We start from the raw sequence: 25,143 nt of genomic DNA, 5'->3' as shown, positions 1-25,143 counted from the left end.
CTGTAAATCATTGAGATTCTTTATTCATCACATGCAAATCAACGGCGTGACCAATGTTTCGTTGTTGCATCGTGACGGGAGAAAATATGGACAGCAGTAAACGGCAGTTTCTCCAGCAACTGGGCGTCCTGACCGCTGGCGCATCACTGGTTCCCCTCGCACAGGCCCAGTTTCCCTTTTCGCCTGAACGGCATGAAGGATCGCCCCAGCATCGCTACGGCATGCTGGTCGATCTGCGTCGATGTATCGGCTGCCAGGCCTGCACCGTGAGTTGCGCGATTGAAAACCAGACGCCGCAAGGTGAGTTTCGTACCAACGTTAATCAGTATCAGGTGCAACTTGAAGGCCAGCAAAGCGTCACCAACGTCCTGCTGCCGCGCCTGTGCAACCATTGTGATAACCCCCCTTGCGTGCCGGTGTGTCCGGTGCAGGCCACCTTCCAGCGCGAAGATGGCATTGTGGTTGTCGACAACACACGCTGTGTTGGCTGCGCCTACTGTGTGCAGGCCTGCCCATACGATGCACGGTTTATCAACCATGAAACGCAAACCGCCGATAAATGCACTTTTTGCGTTCATCGACTGGAAGCGGGCCTGCTCCCGGCCTGCGTAGAGTCGTGTGTTGGCGGCGCGCGCATCATCGGTGATATCAAGGATCCACACAGCCGGATTTCTCAAATGCTGCAACAACATCATGACGCCATCAAGGTCCTGAAACCGGAAAGTGGCACCTCGCCGCACGTGTTCTATCTGGGCCTGGATGAGGCCTTTGTGACACCATTAATGGGGCGTGCCCAGCCCGCGCTCTGGCAGGAGGTTTAAATGAACCCTACCCTGATTATCGAAGAGGTTCTGACGCATCCACAGGACGTAAGCTGGTTACCCTGGGCTGTGCAATATTTCTTTTTTATCGGCATTGCCGCCTGCGCCGCACTGTTTGCCTGCGTGATCCACTGGCGCAAACAAGAGACGCCGGAACTGGAAAACCTGACGCTGTTAATCGCCCTGACCTGCGCGATTACCGCGCCGCTGGCGCTGACCGCTGATTTACACCAGACCGCTCGTGTCTGGCATTTCTACGCCTTTCCGACGCCATGGTCGTGGATGCCGTGGGGCGCGCTGTTTTTACCGCTATTCACCGGGTTTTTAGGGCTGTGGTTTATCGCACAACAGGTTAAGCGATTAACCGCAAAAAGTTACAGCGTCACTAAATGGTTGGCCGTGGGAAGTGCGCTATCGGCGATTGGACTGTTGGTCTATACAGGTCGCGAGGTCTCGATTGTCGAGGCGCGTCCGATCTGGTTCAGCTACGCCTTCCCGGTAGCGATGTTCCTCAGTGCCCTGCAAACGTTCCTTGCCCTGCTTATCGCCACGGTGAAAAACGCAGGGACAACATTACCGCGCAAACTGGCATGGGGACAGATAGCCACGCTGTGCGCGCTGGCTATCGTGGTGGTGATATGGGCTAGTGGCAACACGCTATCGGGGTCAGCAATTCGCCAGTGGCTGGATGTGGCGGCTTCCGCGCGACATTACGCCATCGGCTGGATTGCACTTTGGGTTACCTCACTGGGCGTTTGCGCCCTGGTGTTACGCCATCCGTTATCACTGCCATTACGTATTTCGCTGGCAATAAGTGCAATGGCATTGTGCTGGCTAATGCGCTGGACATTACTCATTCAGGTACAGACCGTACCGAAATTTAACGCCCAGTTTAATCCCTATACCCTGCCCGGTGGCACAGATGGCTGGCTGGCTATTCTTGGCACTTTTGGCCTGTGGGTCGCACTGATCATTATGGTTCGTGAAGCCCTGAACGCGATCGCAAGGAGAATGCAACATGCCTAATTTAACTCGTCGTCAGTGGCTTAAAGTTGGTCTAGCCGTCGGGGGCATGGTGACCTTCGGCCTGAGTTATCGGGACGTGGCAAAGCGTGCGATTGATGGTTTGCTTGACGGAACATCAGGAAAAATAACCCGTGACCGTATCTTTGGTAATGCACTCATCCCCGAAGCACATGCCCAAACGCGCTGGCAACAGAACCCGCAACAGGTGATCTCCATGACGCAGTGTTTCGGCTGCTGGACGCAATGTGGCGTGCGTGTCCGTGTTGATAACGAACAAGGCAAAGTGTTGCGTATTGCGGGCAACCCGTACCATCCGCTATCTCACGAACACCACATTGACTCCTCTGTTCCCTTTGCCGCCGCGATGGAACAACTGGCGGGCGAAACCGGCCTTGATGCCCGCTCCACCGCTTGCGCTCGCGGTGCAACGTTACTTGAAGGCCTGTACAGCCCACTGCGTATTCTGGAGCCAATGAAACGCGTGGGTAAACGTGGGGAAGGCAAATGGCAGCGCATCAGCTTTGAGCAACTGATCAAAGAAGTGGTGGAAGGCGGCGATCTGTTTGGCGAAGGCCACGTTGACGGTCTGCGGGCGATCCACGATCCCGATACGCCGATTGATGCCCGACACCCCGGTTTCGGCCCAAAATCCAATCAGCTACTGGTCACCAATACCAGTGATGAAGGACGTGATACATTTTTGCGTCGCTTTGCCCTGAACAGTTTCGGCAGCAAAAACTTCGGTGCCCATGGCGCATACTGTGGTCTGGCCTATCGTGCCGGATCTGGCGCGTTGATGGGCGATCTGGATAAAAATACCCACGTAAAACCCGACTGGGATAATGTCGAATTTGCGTTGTTTATGGGGACGTCTCCAGCACAATCCGGCAACCCGTTTAAACGCCAGGCACGGCAACTCGCCAGTGCCCGTTTACGTGATGACTTCCGCTATGTTGTGGTTGCACCAGCCCTACCGCTAACGACAGTGCTTGCCGACGATCGTGGGCACTGGCAGCCCGTACGCCCAGGGGCGGACTCCGCTCTGGCGATGGGGATGATCCGCTGGATAATTGAAAAGCAGCGCTATAACGCTGATTACCTGGCTATTCCAGACGTACAGGCCATGAAGCAGGCCGGGGAAAAAAGCTGGACCAACGCCACCCATCTGGTCATTACCGATGAAATTCCAACGCTCGCCGGTCAGCATTTAACGCTGGCGCATTTACGCGCAGACGCCGCCAACGAACCAACAGTCATTAACGAAGCCGGAGAGATCGTCGCCGCCAGCAGTTGCCAACGTGCCCAACTGTTCATCTCCCGTGACGTCACGCTGGCCGGGGGGCAAACGGTCACGGTAAAAAGTGGCTTCCAGTGTCTGAAAGAATCCGCTGAGAAACTGTCAATGGCGCAATACAGCCAGCAGTGTGGTGTTTCTGAGGCAGACATTGGCGCGCTGGCCGATGCTTTCACCCGTCACGGACGAAAAGCAGCAGTGATCACGCACGGTGGGATGATGGCGGGTAACGGTTTTTATAATGCCTGGTCGGTAATGATGCTCAATGCGTTGATCGGGAACCTGAGCCTCGAAGGCGGCGTGTTCGTCGGCGGCGGTAAGTTCAACGGCGCAACTGACGGCCCGCGCTACAATATGGACAGTTTTGCCGGGAAGGTGAAACCTAAAGGTCTGAGCATCGCCCGCAGCAAGACAGCCTATGAGTCTTCCGAAGAGTACCGCAACAAAGTCGCCGCCGGGCAATCGCCCTTCCCGGCCAAAGCGCCCTGGTATCCGTTTGTCGCAGGCCAGCTTACCGAATTGCTGGTCTCAGCACTGGAAGGTTATCCGTATCCGCTAAAGGCCTGGATCTCCAACATGACCAACCCGTTTTATGGGATTGCGGGCTTACGCGGTGTGGCAGAAGAAAAGCTAAAAGATCCTGCACGTTTGCCGCTGTTTATCGCGATTGATGCGTTCATGAACGAAACAACCGCGCTGGCGGATTACATCGTACCGGACACGCATAACTTTGAAAGCTGGGGATTCAGCGCCCCATGGGCCGGTGTCGCCAGTAAAGCCACCACCGCCCGCTGGCCCGTGGTCAGGCCCGCTACCCGCCAGACCGCTGACGGTCAACCAGTCTCAATGGAGGCTTTCTGCATCGCGGTGGCAAAACGCATTGGTCTCCCCGGCTTTGGTGACAATGCCATTGCCGACCCGCAGGGCAATCAGTATCCGCTCAACCGCGCCGAAGATTATTATCTGCGGCTGGCCGCCAACATTGCTTTTATGGGCAAAACGCCTGTGGCGGAGGCACGGGAAGAGGATATCGCGCTGACCGGGGTGCAACGAATCTTGCCGGTGATGACCCAAACGTTAAAAACCGATGAGGTGAGTCGCGTGGCGTTTATCTATTCGCGCGGTGGCCGTTTTGCGCCAGATAACAGTGGTCGGGTCGATAACCGCGTCGGCAATGCGTGGGAAAAACCGCTGCAAATATGGAATGCGGATGTCGCTGCACACCGTCATGCGATTACCGGCGAGCGCTACAGCGGCTGTCCGGCGTGGTATCCTTCGCGCCTCTCTGATGGACGTGCGGTTGAGGAGTTGTTCCCGGAACAAGAGTGGCCGTTGAAACTGATTTCCTTTAAATCGAATACCATGTCCAGCGCCACAGCGGTGATCCCGCGCCTGCATCATCTGAAGCCGGTTAATCTGGTGGCGCTCAATCCACAGGATGGTCAGCGGTATGGTTTAGCACACGGCGATATCGTGCGTATCACCACCCCTGGCGGTCAGGCGCAAGCGCAGATAAGTCTGCTCCATGGCGTCATGCCGGGTGTCATCGCCATTGAACATGGTTACGGGCATAAAGAAATGGGCGCTGCGCAGCATACGCTCGACGGTGAGCCGATGCCATTTGATAAAAAGATAAAGTCGGGAATCAATATCAACGATCTGGGCTTTGCGGATCCGACACGAAAGGTTGCCAACACCTGGCTGGATTGGGTTTCAGGAGCCGCTGTGCGTCAGGGGTTGCCAGCGAGAATTGAACGAGTATAGCTCTGCGCGAACGCATTTTACCCGGCCTACAAGACGTCGTAGGCCGGATAAGGCACTGCCGCCACTCAGCAAAAAGCGGATCAGTTATTAACCGGGATCACCGCGCCTTTATATTTGGTACGGATCCAGTCCTGGATCTCTTTGGAGTGCAGCACATCAACCAGCGCCACGATATCCTTTTTCTTCTCGTCACCGCGATGCACGGTAATGATATTGGCATACGGGTTGTTTTCACCGCTTTCTACGGCAATCGGATCTTTCACTGGATCCAGTCCGGCGTCGATTGCGTAGTTGGCGTTAATCACCACCGCATCCCCTTCTTCATTGTTATACATCTGCGGTAACAGCGCCGCTTCCACGTTAGGTAAGAACTTCAACTTTTTCGGGTTCTCTACGATGTCGCTAATGCGCGCCGTCACTTTATCCACACCCGGCTTCAGCTTGATCACACCCTCTTTTTCAAAAATCGACAGAATACGACCTTCTTCAGATACCGCATCACGCATGATCACCTTGCCACCTTCCGGCAGATCCTTCAGTGACTTCACCTTTTTCGAATAGATACCAATCGGCTCAATATGAATCGCCCCTGCGCTGACGAAATCATAGGATTTGTCGCCAGCATGATCTTTAATCACGCTATTCAGGTACGGGATATGCTGGAAGTAGTTAGCGTCAATCTCACGACCCGCCAGCGCGGTGTTCGGCAGAATGTAGTCCTGGAATGGTTTAATCTCCAGGTCTATCCCTTGCTTCGCCAGTATAGGCTTAGCCTGCTCGAGGATCTCTGCATGCGGCACGTTGGACGCGCCAACGGTCAGCGTATCTGCCCACGAGGCAAAGCTCAGGGCGCTTAAGGTTGCAGCTGCGAGTAATGTCAGTGATTTTTTCATGATGATGGTTTCCGTATTTTATTAGCGTTTATCTAACAGAGAGGTGATCACATCGCCGCAAAGCTGAATGATGAAGACGATGAGCAGAATCGTTACCGTCGCCACCAGCGTGACGTCGCTGTGGTTGCGCTGGAATCCTTCCAGATAAGCCAGGTTCCCTAAACCACCGGCACCAATCACCCCCGCCATCGCGCTGTAGCTAACCAGTGCAATCAGCGTCACGGTGATCCCGGACACCAGAGCGGGTGAGGATTCCGGCAGTAAAACCCGAAAAACAAGCGTCGTCAGACGTGCGCCCATCGAGCGCGTCGCTTCAATAACGCCTTTATCGACTTCACGCAGGGCGATTTCGACCAGGCGTGCGTAAAAAGGTGCAGCCCCCACAATCAACGCGGGCAACGCGGCATTGGCGCCGAGAATGGTGCCAACGATCGTTTTGGTAAACGGTATTAGCAATACGATCAGAATGATGAACGGGATCGAGCGGAAAATATTGACCACCAGCGAGATCGCGCTATACAAGGCGCGGTTCTGGAATAGTCCACCGCGAGCGGTCAGGAATAGCGCCAGCCCGAGTGCAATCCCAAGGACAAACGTTGCCGCGCCAGAAAGTGCCGTCATATAGAGCGTTTCCTGGGTCGCTGCCAGCAGTTGGTCCCACTTCAGATGGGGAAACAGATCTTCAGGCATGTTGAATCACCTCGCCTTCAATGTCGCTCTGGCGCAGGTCGGCCAAAATATTGTTCAATTGTTCCTCAGAGGCCACAACGTGCACCCAGAGCTGACCAAACACACCGTGCGCGGTTTGCGTCATCTTGCCGTGCAAAATGTTAAACGGCAGGCCATAGCGTAAGGTCAATTCGCCAACCACTGGCCGATGCGTACGTTGCCCGGTAAACGTAAGCCTGATCACCACGCCGCCAAGTTCGCTGGCCAGCTGCGGGTTGAATTCGTCTTCCTCGGCATATTGACTCACCTGACGAACGAACTGTCGGGTGATCGGTTGCTGTGGATGGGTAAAAACAGTAAGTACATCGCCCTCTTCAACCACCCTGCCGTTTTCCATTACCGCGACGCGATCGCAGATCTTGCGTACCACGTGCATTTCATGGGTGATCAGCACGATGGTTAATTTGAAGCGACGGTTAATATCGAGCAGTAACTCCAGAATCTGATCGGTAGTTTGCGGATCCAGGGCTGACGTAGCCTCGTCACAGAGCAGTACATCAGGATTATTCGCCAGCGCGCGGGCGATCCCTACGCGCTGCTTTTGGCCGCCACTGAGCTGCGATGGATACGCATTTTCGCGACCGCTCAGACCGACAAGGGTAATCAGCTCGGCCACTCGCGCCTTAATCATCGCTTTCGGCTCACCGGCAATTTGCATAGAGAAAGCGATATTTTCACTGACGGTGCGTGACCACAGTAAATTAAAGTGCTGAAACACCATGCTGATTTTCAACCGTGCCTGACGCAACGATTCCCCGCGGGCGGCGGAAATATCCTGACCGTTAATCGTCACGCTACCGGAGGACGGTTTTTCCAGACCATTGAGCAAACGTATTAAGGTGCTTTTTCCCGCCCCGCTGTAACCAATGATCCCGTAAATCTGCCCCTGCTCAACCGTCAGGTTGACATCATCGACAGCGGTAATAGAAAGCCTGCCTGGCGTAAACACTTTCGAAATATTTTTCAGGACAATCATGTCGTTTGGGTATCCGCTGCTGCTTATTGTTATCCTGCTAGTGCTTTTGGCTGTTTAGCAGTATGGATGTCCAAATGAGTGTAATCAGCGAGATTGACTTTTAAAATGAATTAAAAAGAATTTGATATAACTTTTAGAAATATGAAGACATTCGAGCCGGGATGACAGGATAACCCTCATCTGAGAGGACAAATGCAGGTTGTTGCGCAACAAACCTCGACGGTGGACAACCTCTTTATCCATACCTATGAACAAATTAGTGAATATTTCTTGTGAAACTGCACAGAACTCTTTTGAAACGCTGTTTCCATTTTCCTTTTTGATAATTTTCAGCGTATAATGCGCGCCAATTGTCTCTTGAATGGTTTCAGCACATTGACCTGTAAAACTCAACGACTACAAAACTCACCATCCCGTTGGGCTGAAACGCAAGCACACATTCCTCTGCACGCTTTATCGATGTCACCTATTCTTAGAGCGAGGCATCACAACTTTCGTAACTCAGGTTTAGCTTTCCATCCGTGCGCGATGGAAGCCAGATTTCCATATCCTTCTCAACTTAAAGACTAAGACTGTCATGAAAAAGACGAAAATTGTTTGCACCATCGGTCCGAAAACCGAATCCGAAGAGATGTTAACCAAAATGCTGGACGCGGGCATGAACGTCATGCGTCTGAACTTCTCCCACGGTGATTACGCAGAACACGGTCAGCGCATCAAGAATTTGCGCAACGTCATGAGCAAAACCGGTAAAAAAGCCGCTATTCTGCTCGACACCAAAGGTCCGGAAATCCGTACCATTAAGCTGGAAGGCGGCAACGACGTTTCTCTGAAAGCGGGCCAGACCTTCACTTTCACTACCGACAAATCTGTTGTGGGCAACAATGAAATCGTTGCTGTTACCTATGAAGGCTTCACTAAAGACCTGTCCGTCGGTAACACCGTTCTGGTCGACGATGGTTTGATCGGCATGGAAGTTACCGCTATCGAAGGTAACAAAGTTATTTGTAAAGTGCTGAACAACGGCGACCTGGGCGAAAACAAAGGCGTTAACCTGCCGGGCGTTTCCATTGCCCTGCCAGCACTGGCTGAAAAAGACAAACAAGACCTGATCTTCGGTTGCGAACAAGGCGTTGACTTCGTTGCAGCCTCCTTTATCCGTAAACGTTCTGACGTCGTTGAAATCCGCGAGCACCTGAAAGCGCACGGCGGCGAAAACATCCAGATCATCTCCAAAATCGAAAACCAGGAAGGCCTGAACAACTTCGACGAAATCCTCGAAGCGTCTGACGGCATCATGGTTGCTCGTGGCGATATGGGCGTTGAGATCCCGGTTGAAGAAGTTATCTTCGCGCAGAAAATGATCATCGAAAAATGTATCCGCGCACGTAAAGTCGTTATCACTGCGACCCAGATGCTGGACTCCATGATCAAAAACCCGCGTCCGACCCGTGCTGAAGCTGGTGACGTTGCTAACGCCATCCTCGACGGTACCGACGCAGTCATGCTGTCTGGTGAGTCTGCAAAAGGTAAATACCCGCTGGAAGCCGTTACCATCATGGCGACCATCTGTGAGCGTACTGACCGCGTGATGACCAGCCGTCTGGACTTCAACAACGACAGCCGCAAACTGCGCATCACCGAAGCCGTTTGCCGTGGCGCGGTTGAAACTGCAGAAAAACTGGATGCTCCGCTGATCGTCGTCGCAACCCAGGGCGGTAAATCTGCTCGCGCAGTACGTAAATACTTCCCGGATGCCACCATCCTGGCGCTGACCACCAACGAAACTACCGCGCGTCAGCTGGTGCTGAGCAAAGGCGTTGTTGCACAGGTGGTTAAAGAAATCAGCTCTACCGATGATTTCTATCGCCTGGGTAAAGAAGTTGCTCTGGAAAGCGGTCTGGCACAGAAAGGTGACGTTGTGGTGATGGTTTCCGGTGCGCTGGTTCCGAGCGGCACCACCAATACGGCATCTGTTCACGTGCTGTAATAATTCCATCGCGAATTAATTTGCTTAAAAAGCGCCCTTGCGGCGCTTTTTTATTTTCTTGATAGCCACGATTAATAAAAAATCAAATCGGATTTCACTATCCAATCCGAGATTATCTAAGATGAATCCGATGGAAGCTTTCTGTTTTCTCACGAGTTTTTAGCTGTTTTTGCACAATTCGATGCTTCTTTGAGCGAACGATCAAAAATAAGTGCATTCCCATCAAAAAAATATTCTCAACATAAAAAACTTTGTGTAATACTTGTAACGCTACATGGAGATTAACTCAATCTAGAGGGTATTAATAATGAATCGTACTAAACTGGTACTGGGCGCGGTAATCCTGGGTTCTACTCTGCTGGCAGGTTGCTCCAGCAACGCTAAAATCGATCAGCTGTCTTCTGACGTTCAGACTCTGAACGCTAAAGTTGACCAGCTGAGCAACGACGTGAACGCAATGCGTTCCGACGTTCAGGCTGCTAAAGATGACGCAGCTCGCGCTAACCAGCGTCTGGACAACGCAGCTACTAAATACCGTAAGTAATAGTATCTGTGTAATAGAAATGGCGCACATTGTGCGCCATTTTTTTTGCTCTGAATTTCCCTTCCCTGCTATTGCGTTACGCGCACCTCTGCATCCCCTCCTGGTACACCATTACGCGCAGACTTCACATCCGCACCATTGCTCACGACCGAGGCTTGCCCGGCGGTCACGGTGACAGGATAGCCCGCACGGCGATACAACGCTCGTTCCACCAGGCTATTATCCACGGCTTTGTCGTCTTTAAACGAGGTAAAACCGGCTGGTAGTACATATGGCATGGTCTGGACGTTTTGTTCCTCTTCCGGTGACAGCGGTCGATGCACTTCGACATACCTCATGCCGTTCGGCTCTATCGAATATTTTATCGGCTCATTAATCACCCTGACAGGCGTACCTGGTCGCACCTGCTCGAACAACGCTTTGATGTCCGGTGCATTCATGCGAATACAGCCGGAACTCACACGCAAGCCCACGCTGTCCGGCGCGCTGGTGCCATGGATCAGGTATTCACCGTTTCCATGCGCCAGACGCAGTGCAAAGCGCCCTAACGGATTATTTGGCCCCGCAGGCACTACCGGCGGTAATGTTATGCCGCGCTCCAGAGAGCGTTTACGGATGCCCGGTGTAGGGGTCCAGGTCGGATTGGGGATTTTCTGACCAACCCGCGTTTCCATTACCGGCGTTTCCAGCCCCTGCAAACCGATACCAATCGGGAATACCTGAACACTATTCTCTCCCGGCGGGAAGTAATACAGACGCAGTTCCGCCAGATTCACAATAATGCCTTCGCGTGGCGCATCTGGCAGCAATAATTGCGAGGGAATAGTGATCAGCGTTCCGGGTTTAGGGACGGGGGCAATAGTATTGTTGGCTTCAAGGATCAGCATTGCGGCGGTATCAAACTTACGGGCAATCGCCTGTAGGTTTTTATCGCCTTCCTGCACGGTGTAGGTTTGATTTTGCCCGACAAGACGGCTGTTAGCCTGTGGCAAAGGGTAATCGACCGCCCAGGCGGCCTGTATAGCGCTGTAAGCGCCGATCAGCATTAACGTAATAACAGACGCGCGTTTCATACTCACTCACCCCCCTGGCGTTATTGCCGGATGACGGCAAACGTCCGATCCGGCCTACGAGTCATTGCGATGCCTTGCACGGAATCATTCCAGTCAGCCTGAAAGATGACGTGTTTTATCAGTTTAGCTAAGAGTTGCGGCTTTGGTGCGGATCGCCCGAATCATCGCCTCCAGCCCCTGTGAACGTGAAGGTGTGAGATGCTGTGCGAGCGCCATTTTTTCGAACCACGGACGCACATCAAAATTCACAATATCCTGAGCCGTCATCCGGTCATACAAAATGAAGACGACGGCGATAAGTCCTTTCACAATTGCCGCATCACTGTCGCCCTGTAATTCAATAATACCTTCAGCATTCTGCCGCATAACAATCCATACCTGACTTTGACATCCCTGAATGCTATTTTCCGGGCAGCGATCGTCGGCAGTTAATTCCGGCAGGCGCTGACCCAGTTCAATGATGTACAGGTATTTCTCTTCCCAATTAGCGCAACGCAGAAAATTACGCAACAGTTTTTCTTTATCCGGTAGCGCAGCCATAATGCCTCCCTGTTATCCCAGCAAGTGATGAATACGCTTGAGTCCCGTCACCAGGCGATCCACTTCTTCATGGGTGTTATACATGGCAATGGAAGCCCGGCACATCGCGGGAACGTGATAATAAGCCATCAACGGCATAGCGCAGTGATGCCCCGTCCGCACTGCAATTCCATAGTTATCAAGAAAGCTACCGACGTCATACGCGTGATGTTTGCCGAGGTTAAACGCAATCACGCCCAGACGGTTTTCCGGGCCGTAGAGCGTCAGATCAGGTACCTCCGCCAGTTGCTCCAGCGCATAGCGCATCATGAACTGTTCATATTCGCTGATTTCACTAAGCCCCAACGCGCTAACATATTCAATGGCCGCTCCCAGACCGATAATCCCTCCGGTGTTCGGCGTTCCGGCTTCAAAACGCCAGGGGGCTTTAGCCCACGTCGTTCCCTGGCTCAGACTGACGGTTGCTATCATCGAGCCACCGCCTTCCCACGGTGGCATTTCCTGCAGCAGCGACTCTCTGGCATACAACACGCCAATGCCGGTGGGTCCATACAGCTTATGTCCGGAGAAGACATAAAAGTCGCAATCCAGCGCCTGCACGTCCACCGGGTGGTGCATGACCGCCTGCGCGCCGTCTACCAGCACCTTTGCGCCGTACTGATGCGCCAGCGCGATCATCTCCGGCAGCGGATTTTCAGTGCCCAGCACATTAGATACGTGGGTAATGGCCAACAGTTGCGTACGGTCATCAAACAGCGTCGATAGCGTTTCCAGTTGCAACGTCCCGTCGGCATTCAGTGGGATAACACGCAGTTCCGCACCTACACGGGCGCACAGCATCTGCCAGGGGACAATATTGGCGTGGTGTTCCATTTCACTGATGATGATGTTATCACCCGCCCGAACATTGCTATTGCCCCAGCTGTTCGCCACCAGGTTGATGCCCTCCGTCGTACCGCGAACAAACACCAGCTCTTCGGCTGAACGCGCGTTAATAAACAATGACGCCAGCTTACGGACATTCTCCATTTTTTCCGTTGCCTGAGCGCTGAGCGTATGAATCCCCCGATGGACAGCCGCATAGCCATGCCGATAAAACTCTGCCTCGGCATCAATCACCTGGTTGGGCTTTTGCGCACTGGCAGCACTGTCGAGGTAAGCCAGCGGTAAGCCGTTGACCTCACGCGTCAGGACCGGAAAGTCCGCCCGTACTTTTTCAATGGGAAATGTCATGCTACGCCTCCTGGCAGACGTTGGGCTATCCGCGCCAGTACCTGTTGTTTCAGCGTTTCATCGCTCAGAGCTTCCGTCAGTTCAGCGGCAAACGCGTAGAGAATCATTTGTTGGGCATCCTGCTGGCCGATCCCGCGCGAACGCAGATAGAACATCTGCTCGTCGTCGATCCGCCCTACCGTCGCCCCGTGGCTGCATTTCACGTCGTCGGCATAGATTTCAAGCTGCGGCTTAGTATCCACTTCCGCCAGTTTACCGAGCAGCAAATTATTGTTGGTCATCTGACCGTCGGTTTTAATCGCGTGCTGCGCCACGTTGATCAAGCCATTGAACACCGCCCGGCCTTTATCGCTGACGATGGTTTTATGCAGTTGCCGGCTGTTGCAATATCCTTTGTTATGCTCAAGCCAGGTTCGGGTATCGCAAACTTCATTTTTCACCGGCATCGCCAGGCTGTTAAGGCGCAGTGTGCTGTTCTCCCCATTAAGCTGGGTACTGGTGTTATGGCGTAATACCGCACCACCGAGTAAGAAGCTGTAGCTCACCGCCGTGGCATCTGCCCCTAACTGGATATCGTTATGCGCGAAATGGTGGCTAACCGGATTCTCAAACGCCAGTTTGATATGGTGAAAATGGGCATTTGCCGCCACGTTCATCGTTAAGCGTGCACCGGTAAAATGTCGATGCGCATTCAGGCTAACATAGTGCTCAATGACGGTAGCCTCTGCACCTTCGGCCAGTTCAAGATGGTGACGATAGTGCGCGGTATTCACCTCATCACCTGCCAGCCCCTGGGTGATGTGCATCAACAGCAGCGGTTTCGCTGGACGTTGATATCGTTTGACCTGAATGTGCGTGACGCTGCGTGAGAGGCTTTCGGTCAGATGCAGGAACACCTCTGGCTGGATAGCCGCAGGGAGCGCCTGACGCGCATCATCAACGGTAATGTCAAAACCGCTACCTTCTGTGCTGTCGCTCAGCGTTGGAGAGAATTGCCCGTCGACAAATACCAGTCGTATGGCATCAATAGCCGGTGCCAACGCTTCACACTGGGCTGACGTTATCTCAGCAACATCACTGACAAACTGGCTGTTGGTTAACCCTTCCAGCGGCGTATATTTCCAGTCCTCATGTTTACGCGTCGGCAACCCCAGCCGTAACATCTGTTGCAGGTGTTGTTGCGCATGCTGTGAGCGACGCTCACCCTGCGCTTCAAACAGATGATGCCACTGCTGGAGCACGTTACTGCTGTTCACTAAGCCAGCCATACCCTTGCTCCTCCAGCTGTTTAACCAACGTAAAATCACCGGACTTCACAATGCGCCCCTGGTAGAGAACGTGGACATAATCGGGTTTGATATAGTCGAGGATTCGCTGGTAGTGGGTGACGATAATAAATGAGCGTTGCCCGTCGCGTAGCGAGTTCACGCCGTCTGCGACGATTTTCAGCGCGTCGATATCCAGACCAGAGTCAGACTCATCAAGAATGCACAACTGAGGCTCCAGTACCGCCATTTGCAAAATGTCATTACGCTTTTTCTCTCCGCCGGAGAAGCCCACGTTGACCGAACGGGTGAGCAAATCTTCCGGCATCTTCAGCAACGCAATTTTTTCTTCCATCAGATCCTGGAAGTCAAACCTGTCCAGCGACTCTTCGCCACGGTAGCTGCGCACAGCATTCAGTGCCGTTTGCAGGAAAAACTGATTACTGACGCCGGGGATTTCTACCGGATACTGAAATGCCATAAAGATGCCTTCACCGGCACGGTCTTCCGGTGACAGTTCCAGTAAATCCTTACCGTTGAATTCTACCGTCCCGCCAGTGACTGCATAATCTTCTCGTCCGGCGAGTGTCGCAGACAACGTGCTTTTCCCGGAACCGTTCGGCCCCATAATGGCGTGGACTTCTCCGGGGCGAATCTCAAGACTCAGCCCACGCAGAATCGCCTTATCTTCCACACTGACCTGTAAATCTTTAATGCTTAACATGTGCTTTCCTTAAATTTTAGCCGACGCTGTGTTCAAGACTTATGGCGAGAAGTTTTTGCGCTTCCACAGCAAATTCCAGCGGCAGCTCAGAGAACACGTCTTTACAGAAACCATTGACGATCATCGAGATAGCATCTTCTTCGCTGATCCCACGTTGCAGGCAGTAAAACAGCTGATCTTCGCCAATACGCGAGGTCGTCGCTTCATGTTCAAGCTGAGCGCTGTTGTTACGGCACTCCACATACGGGAAAGTATGCGCCCCACAGTCCGCCCCGATCAGCATCGAGTCACATTGGGTATAGTTGCGGGCGTTAGTGGCGGTAGGCATAATTTTCACTAAGCCGCGGTAGCTGTTCTGGCTATGTCCGGCAGAAATCCCTTTCGAGATAATGGTCGATTTCGTGTTCTTGCCAATGTGGATCATTTTGGTGCCGGTATCGGCCTGCTGATGACCGCTGGTCAGCGCAACGGAGTAGAATTCGCCGATCGAATTATCACCGCGCAAAATGCAGCTCGGGTACTTCCAGGTAATGGCTGAACCGGTCTCTGACTGCGTCCATGACATTTTGCTGTTTTCGCCTTCACACAGCGCACGTTTGGTCACGAAATTCAGGATGCCGCCGGTATTGCCATCGCCGGGGAACCAGTTTTGTACCGTTGAATACTTTACCTCAGCATCTTTATGGATGATCACCTCAACCACCGCCGCATGCAGTTGGTAACTGTCACGCACCGGCGCCGAACAACCTTCGATATAGCTGACGTAACTCCCCTCATCCGCCACCAGAATCGTGCGTTCAAACTGTCCGGTTTTTTCTGCATTGATACGGAAATAGGTCGACAGTTCCATTGGGCAACGCACGCCTTTCGGCACATAAATAAACGTGCCGTCTGATGCTACCGCCGCATTCAGCGCGGCAAAGAAATTGTCATTCCCCGGGACGACGGTACCGAGGTATTTTTTTACCAGTTCAGGATGATCGTGGATGGCTTCGCCGAACGAGCAGAAAATAATACCCTGTTCCGCCAGCTTATCGCGGTAGGTCGTTGCGACTGACACCGAATCGAAAATGGCATCCACCGCCACCTCTTTGCCTTCACGGACCGGTACGCCAAGCTGCTCGAACGCGTCCTCAACCTCTTTGCTTAAAAATGCATTCGCGCCCGTTTGTTGCACCGCTCCCGGTTCAGAGGCGCAGGTTTCATCACAATTACCGCAAGAAGGTGCAGAGTAATAGCTGTAATCCTGGTAGTTCAGTTTGTCATAGTGCGCTTTTAGCCAGTGTGGTTCTTCCATCGTCAGCCACGCGTTAAACGCATTCAGACGGAATTCCAGCATCCAGTCGGGTTCATTTCGTTTTGCCGAAATCGCGCGCACGACCTCTTCGTTGATCCCTTTGGCCAGCTCATCGGTTTTGAGTTGGGTAAAGAACCCCTCTTTGTAATTGAGGTGCCCGCCAGCCCAGGTGTTGACATCGTCAGTTGCTTCAGTATTACGAGACATAGTACCGCCTATACCCCAAAGCTTTCGCCACAGCCACATTCGTTCTGGGCTTTCGGGTTATGAAATTTAAATAACTGATTTAATCCTTCACGCACGAAATCGACTTCAGTTCCATCGATAAACGGCATCGCCTGTAACGGGACATAAAGTCTGGCGCCCTCTGTTTCAAAGAGCAGATCGTCTTTCTCAGGTTGCTTGACGGTGTCCAGCACATAGCCAAATCCCGCGCACCCGGTTTGTTTCACGCCTAACCGCACACCCAACATATCGGGTTGCCTTGCCACCAGTTCACGGATATGCGCCGCTGCCGCTGGCGTTAACGTCAGCCCGCGCCACGCAAAATCGTTGGGATTAAATGTTCCTGAATGCAATTCCATAGGGTTACCTCGAGTCACTAGCTTTTAAGCTATAACACCATGTTAGTGATAATGATTATCACTTCAACCCCTCAACAGCAGGGGCATTCGGGTTAACCGCCCTTTTTGACGACTTTTATTAAGCATAGACCCTGCGGCGAGGGTTAACAGGGATGGATTTTTTTATTCAATACATTGATTAATAATAGATTATGAATGTGTAATCGTTCCGGCAGGTCAAATGCTAAAAGATGTATAGATAATGTCTATTTAAGGGATAGGTGGGGATGACTACGGGGGAGCAATACGGCCCAAAGCGCATGTGGGCCATAAAAAACCCTTAAGTCTGCTTGCTGGCAGGCTTAAGGGTTCCGGCCCCATCCGGCGCTTATCTCCGGCACTCACAATGGCTTAGCTCTTGAAGGGGCGATCAGAAGAATCTCATACACTGATAAATTTTTTTTAACACAAATTGCGCTTTGACTATTTGATAAACACACTCAATCACATAGTTAGCACTGTGTCTCATTCAGTGCGTCCAGCAACAGTCGCAACCCCGCAGGCTGGTGATCGCGGGAAAGATATAAACCATAAATCGGCAGGCGTTTAGGCTGTAGTTGGGGTAGAAGTCGTATTAATCTCCCCTGCGCCAGCCCTTCTCTCGCCTCCTGCTCAGGTACCAACGCAATCCCCATCCCCGCCAGGGCGGATTCACATAGCAGTGACGAGATACCGGCGCTTAAATTACCTTTAATGGCCACAGTGACAGCTTGCCCTTGCGCATCCAGAAAATGCCATGACTTTCCGGCGAATCCGCTGTAATAAAGGCAATTATGCTGCGCAAGATCGTCGACGTTTTTTGGGATGCCATGCTGGTTAAGATAATCCACGGAGGCACATAACACCGATTCACAATCCCCTAAGCGCCGGGCAATCGTTCCAGGTTCGGGGTTTTCCGTGATGCGGATCGCCACATCGATACGCTCTCCAACCAGGCTTACCGGTTGATTGTTGATCTCAACTTCAATGCGGAGGTCAGGATAGCGAGCAAGAAACGCGGGCAGCACCGGCGCCAGAATATGTATGGCGGTAAAATGTGCACACGCCACACGTAGCGTGCCCGATGGAGTTTGCGCGAGCCCGGCGGCACCGATATCTCGCGAAAGCTGTGCCAGGGTGCGGGTTTTCACCAATGCCTCTTCACCGGCAGGCGTGATTGTCAAGCGCCGTGACGAACGATGGATAAGCCGCGCCCCGGTCCACTTTTCCATCTCATCCAGATAGCGACTGACCATCGGCCGGGAAAGCCCCAGCGCGCGCGCGGCGGCACTCAAACTGCCTAAATCACAGATATGGTTAAAAACTGTTGCCGCCATGACTCTGTCCATTGCATCCCATCCGATCGTTTTATGAAACTCAGCATGTCCTGATATGGGAATTCTAACAGATCCGAATTTCCTTAAAATACGGGAACGATCAAAAGACAATGTCCTGCACAAGGTTCCCCGTTATGAAAATCAATACACTGGCTATGCTGTTACCCCTGTTTGCCTCTTCGGCATTTGCCGCTCCACTACAGTTGGATGTCTACAATCCGCAGGAAAAGGCTATTTTCCCGGTCTCTTCTACGCTGGTGTCCGGCCCGAAAGAAGCGATTTTGTTTGATGCCCAATTCAGCACCAAAGACAGTGAAAAACTGGTGCAACTGATTCGCACCAGCGGTAAGACGCTGAAAGCCATTGTGATCACGTCTGGCGATCCGGATTTCTACTTTGGCCTTGAGCCACTTGTCAAAGCCTTCCCCGGTGTCAAGGTGTTGGCTACGCCGCACGTGGTGGATCATATTCGTGCCACCAAAGAAGCCAAATTACAGTTCTGGAGCCCACAGATGAAAGATGGTGCGCCAACATCGCTCACTGTACCGCAGGCCACCACGCAAACACGCTTTACGGTTGATGGCGAAACGCTCGAATTACGCCATCCTAATGACTATGCGGCGTATGTCTGGATCCCGGCGAACCGCGCCATCATTGGCGGAACCGGTATCGCTTCAGGTATTCACGTCTGGACAGCGGACACGCAGTCATCGGCAGAGCGCACGGCATGGCGAAACGTGCTGAGTGAAATGCAGCAATTACATCCCACTCAGGTGATTCCCGGTCATTATATTGGTGAACGCCCGACGGGTGATAAAGCGATTCACTTCACCCAGGATTATTTGCAGTCGTTTGAGCAGGCGCTGGGCGCGAAAAAAGGTTCAGCCTACGTGATAAAAACAATGACCGCAGCATGGCCGGGCCTTGCAGACGAAAGCTCTCTGGAGCTGAGTGCGAAAGTGAATACCGGTGAGATGAAGTGGTAAACAAGGTTTAAGGCAAAAAATAACCCCGAACACATGTGTCGGGGTTTTTATTACGACAGGCATACCGGAATCAATGAACGCCCAGGCGCCAGGCAAAATAGATCTCTTCTTTCAGTTCAGTCGAAGAGAGCGTTAATAAATCGGCAAACTCCAGCTCTAATTGTTTCAATCTTTTCAGGTACTGAGCTGGTGAAAGATCGGTTTTATCACGACGTAAAAATTCTATTGCCAGTTGGGCCGGGTCTAATTGGGTAGACATATCATCCTCGCTTGTGTTCAGAACCTGCACAGTATAACACCATTACCTGCGCAGATAATGACCAAACTCAACATGCATCACAAAATAGCGGTCGTCAGTCGCGAGGTGCAGCATAACCGACCCTGCTCATCAAAGATCTCGATTTGCCACACCTGATGACGTGAACCGGTATGCACAGGGCTGCACACCCCTCTGACGAGCCCTTCACGTGCAGAACGAACGTGGTTGGCGTTAATCTCAAGGCCCACCACTTTTTGAGTGCCCATCGTACACAGATATCCAGCCACCGAGCCAATGCTCTCAGCCAGCACGACAGACGCCCCGCCGTGCAGCAAACCAAAGGGTTGTTTGGTGCGATGATCCACGGGCATTGTGGCTTCCAGAGTATTGTCGCCGATATGCACAAAACGAATATCGAGCAGCCCGACCATATTTCCTTCACCCATGGCGTTGAGCGCCTCGAGTGTGACTTCACGTTTCCAGATCATCCTATAATCTCCAGTAATGCCTGTAATGGGTGGCGAACGCCTGTGCCTTCTACGCGTTTAACCTGGCTTCGACATGAATACCCGGCAGCCAGACAACGGTTACGCGGCAATCGTTGCATTGCCTGGTGCCATGATAACTCATAGATCCCCAGTGAGTTCTGATGATTCTTCACTTCGTGACCATAGGTACCCGCCATCCCGCAGCACCCCACGCTGACGTTTTCCAGTTTGGCCCCAAACCGGGCAAAAATCGCGGCCCACTGCGCAGGCGCTCCCGGCAGAGCGGTCACTTCGGTACAGTGTCCGAAGAAGTACCACGGTTCGCCACCGATAGCGACCGGCGGTTGTGACGCCAGTACAGCCGATAACCACTCATTGACCAGTAAGACATGGAAATCACCGCGCTGCTCGCCGAGCGCCAGCGTGTATTCATCGCGATAACATAGCACCAGCGCCGGATCGACACCGACCATTGGGATATTCAGCTTTGCCACCCGGTTGAGGAATTCAGCGGTCTTTTTCGCCGTTTTCGCAAACCGGTTTAAAAAGCCCTTTATATGCTGCGCTTTGCCGTTAGGCGAGAATGGCAACAACACCGGCTGCAAACCCAATTTTTCTACCAGTCGGATGAAATCGGCCACTACCTTTGCATCGTAATAGCTGGTGAAAGGGTCCTGCACCACCAGCACCGTACGTGCTTTTTGCTCCTGGCTGAGAGCTTCAAGCTGTTCCAGCGTCATATTGGCCGAACGATGCCCGACCAACTGTCGTTGTAATGATGGTGCAGACAACAGCGGCAAATCCACCATGCCGATGTGTTTTTTAGCCAGATTACGTACCAGTGGTTGATTGATGAAAAAGTTGAACGTTTTAGGTGCGCGCGCCATCAGCGGTGCATAACTCTCAACGGTGGCGACCATGTGATCGCGAAGCGGGCGCAGATAGCGCGTGTGATACAGCTGCAGGAAGCGCGAGCGGAATTCCGGAACGTCAATTTTTATCGGGCACTGCGTAGAACAGGCTTTACATGCCAAACACCCGGACATCGCCTCTTTCACTTCATGCGAGAAATCATACTCGCCCTTACGTGCATGCCAGCTGTTCCGGGTTCGGGCGATTAGCGTACGTAAACTGGCACGTTTTTCTGGCAACTCTTTTTCCAGTTTCACGGGGTCGATCCCACGATCGGCCAACAGGCGCAACCATTCCCGTACCAGCGTTGCCCGCCCTTTTGGCGAGTGAATGCGATTGAGGCTAATTTTCATCGACGGACACATCGGGCTTTTGGCATCGAAGTTAAAGCATAACCCGTTGCCGTTACACTCCATTGCCCCACGCCACTCCTGTCGAACGGCCAGCGGGATTTGACGATCGTAAGTCCCACGTTTAACCGCATCCACTTTCATCATTGGCGCATCGATGGCTTCCGGAGGGCAAATTTTCCCCGGATTGAGCCGGTTTTGCGGATCAAACGCCGACTTCACTTTGCGCAGTTCGCGATACAGTTCCTCGCCAAAGAATGCCGGACTGTACTCAGCACGGAAACCTTTCCCGTGTTCGCCCCATAGCAGACCACCGTATTTGGCCGTCAGCGCCACCACATCATCAGAGATGCGCTTCATCAGCACTTCTTGTTGCGGATCGCACATATCCAGCGCGGGTCTGACGTGCAGCACCCCGGCATCCACGTGACCAAACATGCCATAGCTCAGGCCATGACTATCGAGTAGCGCACGGAACTCGGCAATATAGTCGGCCAGGTGTTCCGGCGGTACGCAGGTATCTTCGGCAAACGGAATCGGCTTCGCAGAGCCTTTGGCATTACCCAGCAGACCAACGGCCTTTTTCCGCATGGCGTAGATGCGCTCGACACCAGCTAGTTCGGTACACAACTGCCAGCCAATTACGCCGGCTTCCTGCCGGGCAATTAGCCCGTCCAGACGTTCACACAGCGCACTGACCTGAGAATCAATTAATGCTTCATCGTCACCAGCAAACTCGACGATATTCAGCCCGAGCATCTCTTTATCCGGGACATCGGTAATCAATTCGCTGACGGAGTGCCAGACAATATCTTCACGCGCCAGATTAAGCACTTTTGAATCGACGGTTTCGACCGACAGCGCGCGCGCTTCCACCATCACTGGCGCATTACGCAATGCAGAGTCAAACGAATCGTATTTGACGTTGACCAGTCGCCGAACTTTAGGCAGCGGCGTGATATCAAGGCGGGCTTCGGTGATAAATGCCAGCGTACCTTCGGAACCCGTAAGGATGCGGGTTAAATCAAACTCGGTCATCTCATCATTGAAGACGTGCCGCAGGTCGTAGCCGGTTAAAAAGCGATTGAGCTTTGGAAACTTGTCAATGACCAACTGTCGGTTCTCACGACACCGTTCATAAACCGTCTTATAGATGCGCCCAATCGCCGTATTGTTTTTACCGAGCATTTCGGCAAATTCAACCGGCATCGGCTGGGTATCGAGAATATCCCCGCCCATCAATACCGCGCGAATACCCAGCACGTGATCGGAGGTTTTACCGTAGACCAGCGAACCTTGCCCGGAAGCGTCGGTGTTGATCATTCCCCCCAACGTCGCCCGGTTACTGGTGGACAATTCAGGCGCAAAGAAATAGCCGTAGGGTTTCAGATATTGGTTAAGCTGATCTTTTATCACCCCCGCCTCTACCCGCACCCAACCTTCCTGCACATTGATTTCAATGATGCGGCTCATGTAACGGGACATATCAACAATAATGCCCTGATTAAGCGCCTGCCCGTTGGTGCCTGTGCCGCCGCCGCGAGGGGTAAAAATCAACGACGAAAAGAGCGGTTCTGACGCCAGGCGGGCAATAAGCGCCACATCAGCCGTCGAACGAGGGAAAACCACGGCATCAGGCAGAAGCTGATAGATACTGTTATCCGTCGACATTGTCAGACGATCGGCATAGCTCGTTGCCGTATCGCCCGTGAATCCTTGCTGCTCCAGCGCCTGCAAAAAATTGAGCACCAGTTGAACGACACCTGGCGCCTGAGAAATTTGTGGAATCATTATAGTGACCCTTTCCTGCGGTCTGTGTTGTGAATTTAATCGTTTGCGTGTTGCTTTGTTTGTTGTATCACATTTTTTTCTAATACGCTCAGCAGATTTACAGGCAGAATCCGCCTGTTCAAAACCGCTGAAATTGCTCATCATTATAGAGTGTGATTAACGTGTTCACGTCGCGTCAACGTTCTGACGCAAAGACAAAGGTGAAAAGTATTTATGGTAAATTTCCGTCAGCCCAGGGATATTGCACAAGTGCTGCTATCGGTGCTGTTTTTAGCCATCATGATTGTGGCCTGTCTCTGGATTGTGCAACCCTTTATCCTCGGTTTTGCCTGGGCAGGTACGGTGGTCATTGCGACCTGGCCCATCCTGATACGTATACAAAAATTGCTGTGGGGACGCCGTTCGCTGGCCGTGCTGGTGATGACCCTGTTGTTAGTTCTGTTATTTATTATTCCTATCGCTCTGTTGGTCAACAGCATCGTTGATGGCAGTGGTCCTCTGATTCATGCCGTTACCGCTGGTGATATGACGCTGCCGGATCTGGCGTGGTTAAACAGTATTCCTCTGGTGGGTGCCAAACTCTATGGCGCATGGCACAGCCTGTTGGATATGGGCGGTTCGGCTATCATGGCTAAGGTTCGTCCCTATATCGGTACCACAACCACCTGGTTTGTTGGTCAGGCCGCGCATATTGGCCGCTTTATGATGCACTGTGGCTTGATGTTGCTATTCAGCGCCCTGCTGTACTGGCGCGGTGAGCAGGTAGCGCTAGGCATTCGCCACTTCGCCTGCCGTCTTGCATCAAAACGCGGTGACGCGGCAATCCTGTTGGCAGCACAGGCCATTCGTGCGGTTGCATTAGGCGTGGTCGTCACCGCGCTGGTACAGGCCGTCCTCGGCGGTATTGGTCTGGCGGTAACGGGGGTACCTTACGCGACACTACTGGCGGTGTTGATGATCCTCTCCTGTCTGGTGCAACTGGGGCCTTTACCGGTGCTGATTCCGGCCATTATCTGGCTTTACTGGACAGGTGATTCTACCTGGGGCACGGTGCTGTTGGTGTGGAGTGGCGTGGTCGGAACACTGGATAACGTTATTCGTCCCATGCTGATCCGTATGGGGGCTGATTTGCCGTTGATCCTTATTCTTTCCGGGGTTATCGGCGGGTTGATTGCATTCGGTATGATTGGTCTGTTTATCGGCCCAGTGGTACTGGCTGTTTCATGGCGCCTGTTCTCCGCATGGGTCAATGAAGCCCCTGCACCGGGCACTGACCCGGATAAAATTCTCGAAGAAATCGCTGAAATCGAAAGCAATAAGTAATACAACATCAGGCGGCAACATTGCCGCCTGATTGTTTACTATTGCTGATAAATACATCGCAGCTCCCCGAACCAACCCCAGCCCCAGCCCTGTGGGAGTACTCATTTATGTCGCAAATTCTTTACAGTTTTTAAACTATTGAGATGAATCTGATCGACGTGAAAAACCAGCATGCCTACTATTACCTCAAGGCTTTAGATCAACACATTGATTTATAAGCATGGAAATCCCCTGAGTGAAACAACGAATTGCTGTGTGTAGTCTTTGCCCATCTCCCACGATGGGCTTTTTTTTATCCTGCATTTCCACGTCCCATCACGGCCTACATCACATCAGCTAGCCAATTGTTTTATTTCACTCTCACGCCAAATGCACCAACTTCACAGATTAATAACAAATAATATTGCACAAGATACTGTGACTCTCTTCAAGCCGAAATATCCACAATAATGCTATTACTATTCCACCGTCTTTTATTAAGTGATCAAATAATGAACGCATTAGAATTGCAGGCTATCCGCCATATTTTTGCTATGACGGTAGAAGAAAGCGCCGCGTATATCGCGCGTGATGGCGACATTGTTGCCTGGCAACAATGGGAAAGTGGGGAAAAAGAAATCCCGGAAAACATCGCGCGCATTTGTGCAGAAATGAAAGCAAAGAGAAAGTTAAGAATTAACGCGATCATCGAAAAAATAAATAATCGTATTGGTAATAACACAATGCGTTTTTTCCCCGATCTGGTTTCTTTTCAGGCAGTTTATCACCACGACAATTTTCTCGACTGGAAAATCTACCAATCTGCTGCAGTGGAGCTCTATGCACACAACCTCGAGCGTTTGTGTTAGGCGGTCATAACGCCATCACTACGTTGCAACACGGGCACCCGACATTATGCCCTCGCTCACGCGCAGTCTGCATACTAT

At 52.3% G+C, this 25,143-nt stretch carries 23 protein-coding genes and 1 other RNA gene; 10 read left to right on the top strand and 14 right to left on the bottom strand.

Features of this window, described 5'->3' with window-relative positions:
* Positions 1 to 86 precede the first annotated feature (86 nt).
* From ttrB to ttrA, 3 genes are read left to right on the top strand one after another with little or no spacing between them, the layout of a single operon-like run.
* Positions 87 to 821 (top strand): tetrathionate reductase subunit TtrB, encoded by a 735-nt coding sequence (gene ttrB / locus AL515_RS11650; RefSeq protein ID WP_005122827.1) that lies wholly within the window; start codon positions 87 to 89, stop codon positions 819 to 821.
* Positions 822 to 1,847 carry a tetrathionate reductase subunit TtrC gene (ttrC, locus tag AL515_RS11645; protein WP_061067809.1) on the top strand — a complete coding sequence of 342 codons (1,026 nt, stop codon included), beginning with the start codon at positions 822 to 824 and terminating at the stop codon, positions 1,845 to 1,847.
* Positions 1,840 to 4,905: a tetrathionate reductase subunit TtrA gene (ttrA, locus tag AL515_RS11640; protein ID WP_061067808.1), complete on the top strand. Its 3,066-nt coding sequence runs from the start codon at positions 1,840 to 1,842 to the stop codon at positions 4,903 to 4,905. Before ttrC ends, ttrA begins: the two co-directional genes overlap by 8 nt.
* Positions 4,906 to 4,985: 80 nt before the next feature.
* On the opposite strand, the gene AL515_RS11635 is transcribed toward ttrA, so the two are convergent.
* Genes AL515_RS11635 through AL515_RS11625 form a run of 3 tightly spaced genes read right to left on the bottom strand, consistent with a single transcriptional unit; the run spans position 4,986 to position 7,503 of the window.
* Complete coding sequence (locus AL515_RS11635) at positions 4,986 to 5,798, bottom strand: MetQ/NlpA family ABC transporter substrate-binding protein (RefSeq protein ID WP_048211834.1); 813 nt, start codon at positions 5,796 to 5,798, stop codon at positions 4,986 to 4,988.
* A 21-nt stretch (positions 5,799 to 5,819) separates the two neighbouring features.
* Complete coding sequence (locus AL515_RS11630) at positions 5,820 to 6,488, bottom strand: methionine ABC transporter permease (protein ID WP_048211835.1); 669 nt, start codon at positions 6,486 to 6,488, stop codon at positions 5,820 to 5,822.
* The gene (locus AL515_RS11625; protein ID WP_061067807.1) at positions 6,481 to 7,503 is read right to left on the bottom strand and encodes a methionine ABC transporter ATP-binding protein; all 1,023 of its coding nucleotides are present in this window, start codon (positions 7,501 to 7,503) and stop codon (positions 6,481 to 6,483) included. The genes AL515_RS11630 and AL515_RS11625 overlap by 8 nt, the downstream gene beginning before the upstream one ends.
* 375 nt (positions 7,504 to 7,878) lie before the next feature.
* Here AL515_RS11625 and ynhH point away from each other — a divergent pair, with 375 nt between their 5' ends.
* The 3 genes from ynhH (at position 7,879) to lpp (ending at position 10,037) form a co-directional block, all read left to right on the top strand.
* Positions 7,879 to 8,073: a protein YnhH gene (gene ynhH / locus AL515_RS23950; RefSeq protein WP_245163452.1), complete on the top strand. Its 195-nt coding sequence runs from the start codon at positions 7,879 to 7,881 to the stop codon at positions 8,071 to 8,073.
* Positions 8,074 to 8,080: 7 nt separating this feature from the next.
* A complete protein-coding gene (gene pykF / locus AL515_RS11615) occupies positions 8,081 to 9,493 on the top strand; it encodes a pyruvate kinase PykF (protein WP_003029366.1) in 1,413 nt (470 codons plus the stop codon).
* Positions 9,494 to 9,800: 307 nt separating this feature from the next.
* A complete protein-coding gene (gene lpp, locus AL515_RS11610) occupies positions 9,801 to 10,037 on the top strand; it encodes a murein lipoprotein Lpp (RefSeq protein WP_003029373.1) in 237 nt (78 codons plus the stop codon).
* A gap of 68 nt (positions 10,038 to 10,105) precedes the next feature.
* Here lpp and ldtE read toward each other — a convergent pair whose 3' ends face one another.
* The 8 genes from ldtE to AL515_RS11570 all read right to left on the bottom strand — a co-directional run bounded on the left by ldtE (position 10,106) and on the right by AL515_RS11570 (position 18,120).
* Positions 10,106 to 11,110 carry a L,D-transpeptidase LdtE gene (ldtE, locus tag AL515_RS11605; protein ID WP_061067806.1) on the bottom strand — a complete coding sequence of 335 codons (1,005 nt, stop codon included), beginning with the start codon at positions 11,108 to 11,110 and terminating at the stop codon, positions 10,106 to 10,108.
* Positions 11,111 to 11,233: 123 nt separating this feature from the next.
* Positions 11,234 to 11,650: a cysteine desulfuration protein SufE gene (sufE, locus tag AL515_RS11600; RefSeq protein WP_048211838.1), complete on the bottom strand. Its 417-nt coding sequence runs from the start codon at positions 11,648 to 11,650 to the stop codon at positions 11,234 to 11,236.
* Positions 11,651 to 11,662: 12 nt separating this feature from the next.
* Entirely contained in the window at positions 11,663 to 12,883 is a 1,221-nt protein-coding gene (gene sufS / locus AL515_RS11595) for a cysteine desulfurase SufS (RefSeq protein ID WP_048211839.1), read from the bottom strand.
* Positions 12,880 to 14,151 (bottom strand): Fe-S cluster assembly protein SufD, encoded by a 1,272-nt coding sequence (gene sufD, locus AL515_RS11590; RefSeq protein ID WP_061067805.1) that lies wholly within the window; start codon positions 14,149 to 14,151, stop codon positions 12,880 to 12,882. The genes sufS and sufD overlap by 4 nt, the downstream gene beginning before the upstream one ends.
* Positions 14,126 to 14,872 carry a Fe-S cluster assembly ATPase SufC gene (gene sufC, locus AL515_RS11585; protein WP_061067804.1) on the bottom strand — a complete coding sequence of 249 codons (747 nt, stop codon included), beginning with the start codon at positions 14,870 to 14,872 and terminating at the stop codon, positions 14,126 to 14,128. Before sufC ends, sufD begins: the two co-directional genes overlap by 26 nt.
* Positions 14,873 to 14,888: 16 nt before the next feature.
* Positions 14,889 to 16,376: a Fe-S cluster assembly protein SufB gene (sufB, locus tag AL515_RS11580; protein ID WP_061067803.1), complete on the bottom strand. Its 1,488-nt coding sequence runs from the start codon at positions 16,374 to 16,376 to the stop codon at positions 14,889 to 14,891.
* An 8-nt stretch (positions 16,377 to 16,384) separates the two neighbouring features.
* Positions 16,385 to 16,753, bottom strand: coding sequence for a Fe-S cluster assembly scaffold SufA (gene sufA / locus AL515_RS11575; protein WP_005120243.1), 369 nt, complete (start codon positions 16,751 to 16,753; stop codon positions 16,385 to 16,387).
* 491 nt (positions 16,754 to 17,244) lie between these two features.
* A complete protein-coding gene (locus AL515_RS11570) occupies positions 17,245 to 18,120 on the bottom strand; it encodes a LysR family transcriptional regulator (protein WP_048211843.1) in 876 nt (291 codons plus the stop codon).
* Between the two features lie 122 nt (positions 18,121 to 18,242).
* On the opposite strand from AL515_RS11570, the gene AL515_RS11565 reads away from it, so the two are divergent.
* The gene (locus AL515_RS11565) at positions 18,243 to 19,094 is read left to right on the top strand and encodes a Vmh family MBL fold metallo-hydrolase (protein WP_061067802.1); all 852 of its coding nucleotides are present in this window, start codon (positions 18,243 to 18,245) and stop codon (positions 19,092 to 19,094) included.
* A 70-nt stretch (positions 19,095 to 19,164) separates the two neighbouring features.
* Here AL515_RS11565 and AL515_RS11560 read toward each other — a convergent pair whose 3' ends face one another.
* The 3 genes from AL515_RS11560 to ydiJ form a co-directional block, all read right to left on the bottom strand.
* Positions 19,165 to 19,353, bottom strand: a complete 189-nt coding sequence (locus AL515_RS11560; protein WP_005120249.1) for a YdiH family protein — start codon at positions 19,351 to 19,353, stop codon at positions 19,165 to 19,167.
* 77 nt (positions 19,354 to 19,430) lie between these two features.
* Positions 19,431 to 19,841 (bottom strand): 1,4-dihydroxy-2-naphthoyl-CoA hydrolase, encoded by a 411-nt coding sequence (gene menI, locus AL515_RS11555; RefSeq protein WP_005120251.1) that lies wholly within the window; start codon positions 19,839 to 19,841, stop codon positions 19,431 to 19,433.
* Positions 19,838 to 22,894 (bottom strand): D-2-hydroxyglutarate dehydrogenase YdiJ, encoded by a 3,057-nt coding sequence (gene ydiJ, locus AL515_RS11550; RefSeq protein WP_061067801.1) that lies wholly within the window; start codon positions 22,892 to 22,894, stop codon positions 19,838 to 19,840. Before ydiJ ends, menI begins: the two co-directional genes overlap by 4 nt.
* A gap of 213 nt (positions 22,895 to 23,107) precedes the next feature.
* Between ydiJ and ydiK the strand changes: the two genes are divergently transcribed.
* From ydiK to AL515_RS11535, 3 genes are all read left to right on the top strand, one after another.
* The gene (ydiK, locus tag AL515_RS11545) at positions 23,108 to 24,217 is read left to right on the top strand and encodes an AI-2E family transporter YdiK (protein WP_048211846.1); all 1,110 of its coding nucleotides are present in this window, start codon (positions 23,108 to 23,110) and stop codon (positions 24,215 to 24,217) included.
* Positions 24,218 to 24,405: 188 nt separating this feature from the next.
* An RNA gene (gene rprA / locus AL515_RS11540) (antisense sRNA RprA) lies at positions 24,406 to 24,513 on the top strand.
* A gap of 195 nt (positions 24,514 to 24,708) precedes the next feature.
* Entirely contained in the window at positions 24,709 to 25,065 is a 357-nt protein-coding gene (locus AL515_RS11535) for a YdiL family protein (protein WP_061067800.1), read from the top strand.
* Positions 25,066 to 25,143 lie beyond the last annotated feature (78 nt).

The organism is Citrobacter sp. FDAARGOS_156 (assembly GCF_001559235.2).
Classification (GTDB): Bacteria; Pseudomonadota; Gammaproteobacteria; order Enterobacterales; family Enterobacteriaceae; genus Citrobacter; species Citrobacter youngae.
The sequence above is the reverse complement of the archived record's forward strand: the minus strand, read 5'-3'. Positions and strand labels throughout refer to the sequence as shown.

What these genes read in the sequence shown, in the direction of transcription:
- ttrB (WP_005122827.1), top strand. Translation starts at nt 87, where the DNA reads ATGGACAGCAGTAAACGGCAGTTTCTCCAGCAACTGGGCGTCCTGACC.
- ttrC (WP_061067809.1), top strand. Translation starts at nt 822, where the DNA reads ATGAACCCTACCCTGATTATCGAAGAGGTTCTGACGCATCCACAGGAC.
- ttrA (WP_061067808.1), top strand. Translation starts at nt 1,840, where the DNA reads ATGCCTAATTTAACTCGTCGTCAGTGGCTTAAAGTTGGTCTAGCCGTC.
- AL515_RS11635 (WP_048211834.1), bottom strand. Translation starts at nt 5,798, where the DNA reads ATGAAAAAATCACTGACATTACTCGCAGCTGCAACCTTAAGCGCCCTG.
- AL515_RS11630 (WP_048211835.1), bottom strand. Translation starts at nt 6,488, where the DNA reads ATGCCTGAAGATCTGTTTCCCCATCTGAAGTGGGACCAACTGCTGGCA.
- AL515_RS11625 (WP_061067807.1), bottom strand. Translation starts at nt 7,503, where the DNA reads ATGATTGTCCTGAAAAATATTTCGAAAGTGTTTACGCCAGGCAGGCTT.
- pykF (WP_003029366.1), top strand. Translation starts at nt 8,081, where the DNA reads ATGAAAAAGACGAAAATTGTTTGCACCATCGGTCCGAAAACCGAATCC.
- lpp (WP_003029373.1), top strand. Translation starts at nt 9,801, where the DNA reads ATGAATCGTACTAAACTGGTACTGGGCGCGGTAATCCTGGGTTCTACT.
- ldtE (WP_061067806.1), bottom strand. Translation starts at nt 11,110, where the DNA reads ATGAAACGCGCGTCTGTTATTACGTTAATGCTGATCGGCGCTTACAGC.
- sufE (WP_048211838.1), bottom strand. Translation starts at nt 11,650, where the DNA reads ATGGCTGCGCTACCGGATAAAGAAAAACTGTTGCGTAATTTTCTGCGT.
- sufS (WP_048211839.1), bottom strand. Translation starts at nt 12,883, where the DNA reads ATGACATTTCCCATTGAAAAAGTACGGGCGGACTTTCCGGTCCTGACG.
- sufD (WP_061067805.1), bottom strand. Translation starts at nt 14,151, where the DNA reads ATGGCTGGCTTAGTGAACAGCAGTAACGTGCTCCAGCAGTGGCATCAT.
- sufC (WP_061067804.1), bottom strand. Translation starts at nt 14,872, where the DNA reads ATGTTAAGCATTAAAGATTTACAGGTCAGTGTGGAAGATAAGGCGATT.
- sufB (WP_061067803.1), bottom strand. Translation starts at nt 16,376, where the DNA reads ATGTCTCGTAATACTGAAGCAACTGACGATGTCAACACCTGGGCTGGC.
- sufA (WP_005120243.1), bottom strand. Translation starts at nt 16,753, where the DNA reads ATGGAATTGCATTCAGGAACATTTAATCCCAACGATTTTGCGTGGCGC.
- AL515_RS11570 (WP_048211843.1), bottom strand. Translation starts at nt 18,120, where the DNA reads ATGGACAGAGTCATGGCGGCAACAGTTTTTAACCATATCTGTGATTTA.
- AL515_RS11565 (WP_061067802.1), top strand. Translation starts at nt 18,243, where the DNA reads ATGAAAATCAATACACTGGCTATGCTGTTACCCCTGTTTGCCTCTTCG.
- AL515_RS11560 (WP_005120249.1), bottom strand. Translation starts at nt 19,353, where the DNA reads ATGTCTACCCAATTAGACCCGGCCCAACTGGCAATAGAATTTTTACGT.
- menI (WP_005120251.1), bottom strand. Translation starts at nt 19,841, where the DNA reads ATGATCTGGAAACGTGAAGTCACACTCGAGGCGCTCAACGCCATGGGT.
- ydiJ (WP_061067801.1), bottom strand. Translation starts at nt 22,894, where the DNA reads ATGATTCCACAAATTTCTCAGGCGCCAGGTGTCGTTCAACTGGTGCTC.
- ydiK (WP_048211846.1), top strand. Translation starts at nt 23,108, where the DNA reads ATGGTAAATTTCCGTCAGCCCAGGGATATTGCACAAGTGCTGCTATCG.
- AL515_RS11535 (WP_061067800.1), top strand. Translation starts at nt 24,709, where the DNA reads ATGAACGCATTAGAATTGCAGGCTATCCGCCATATTTTTGCTATGACG.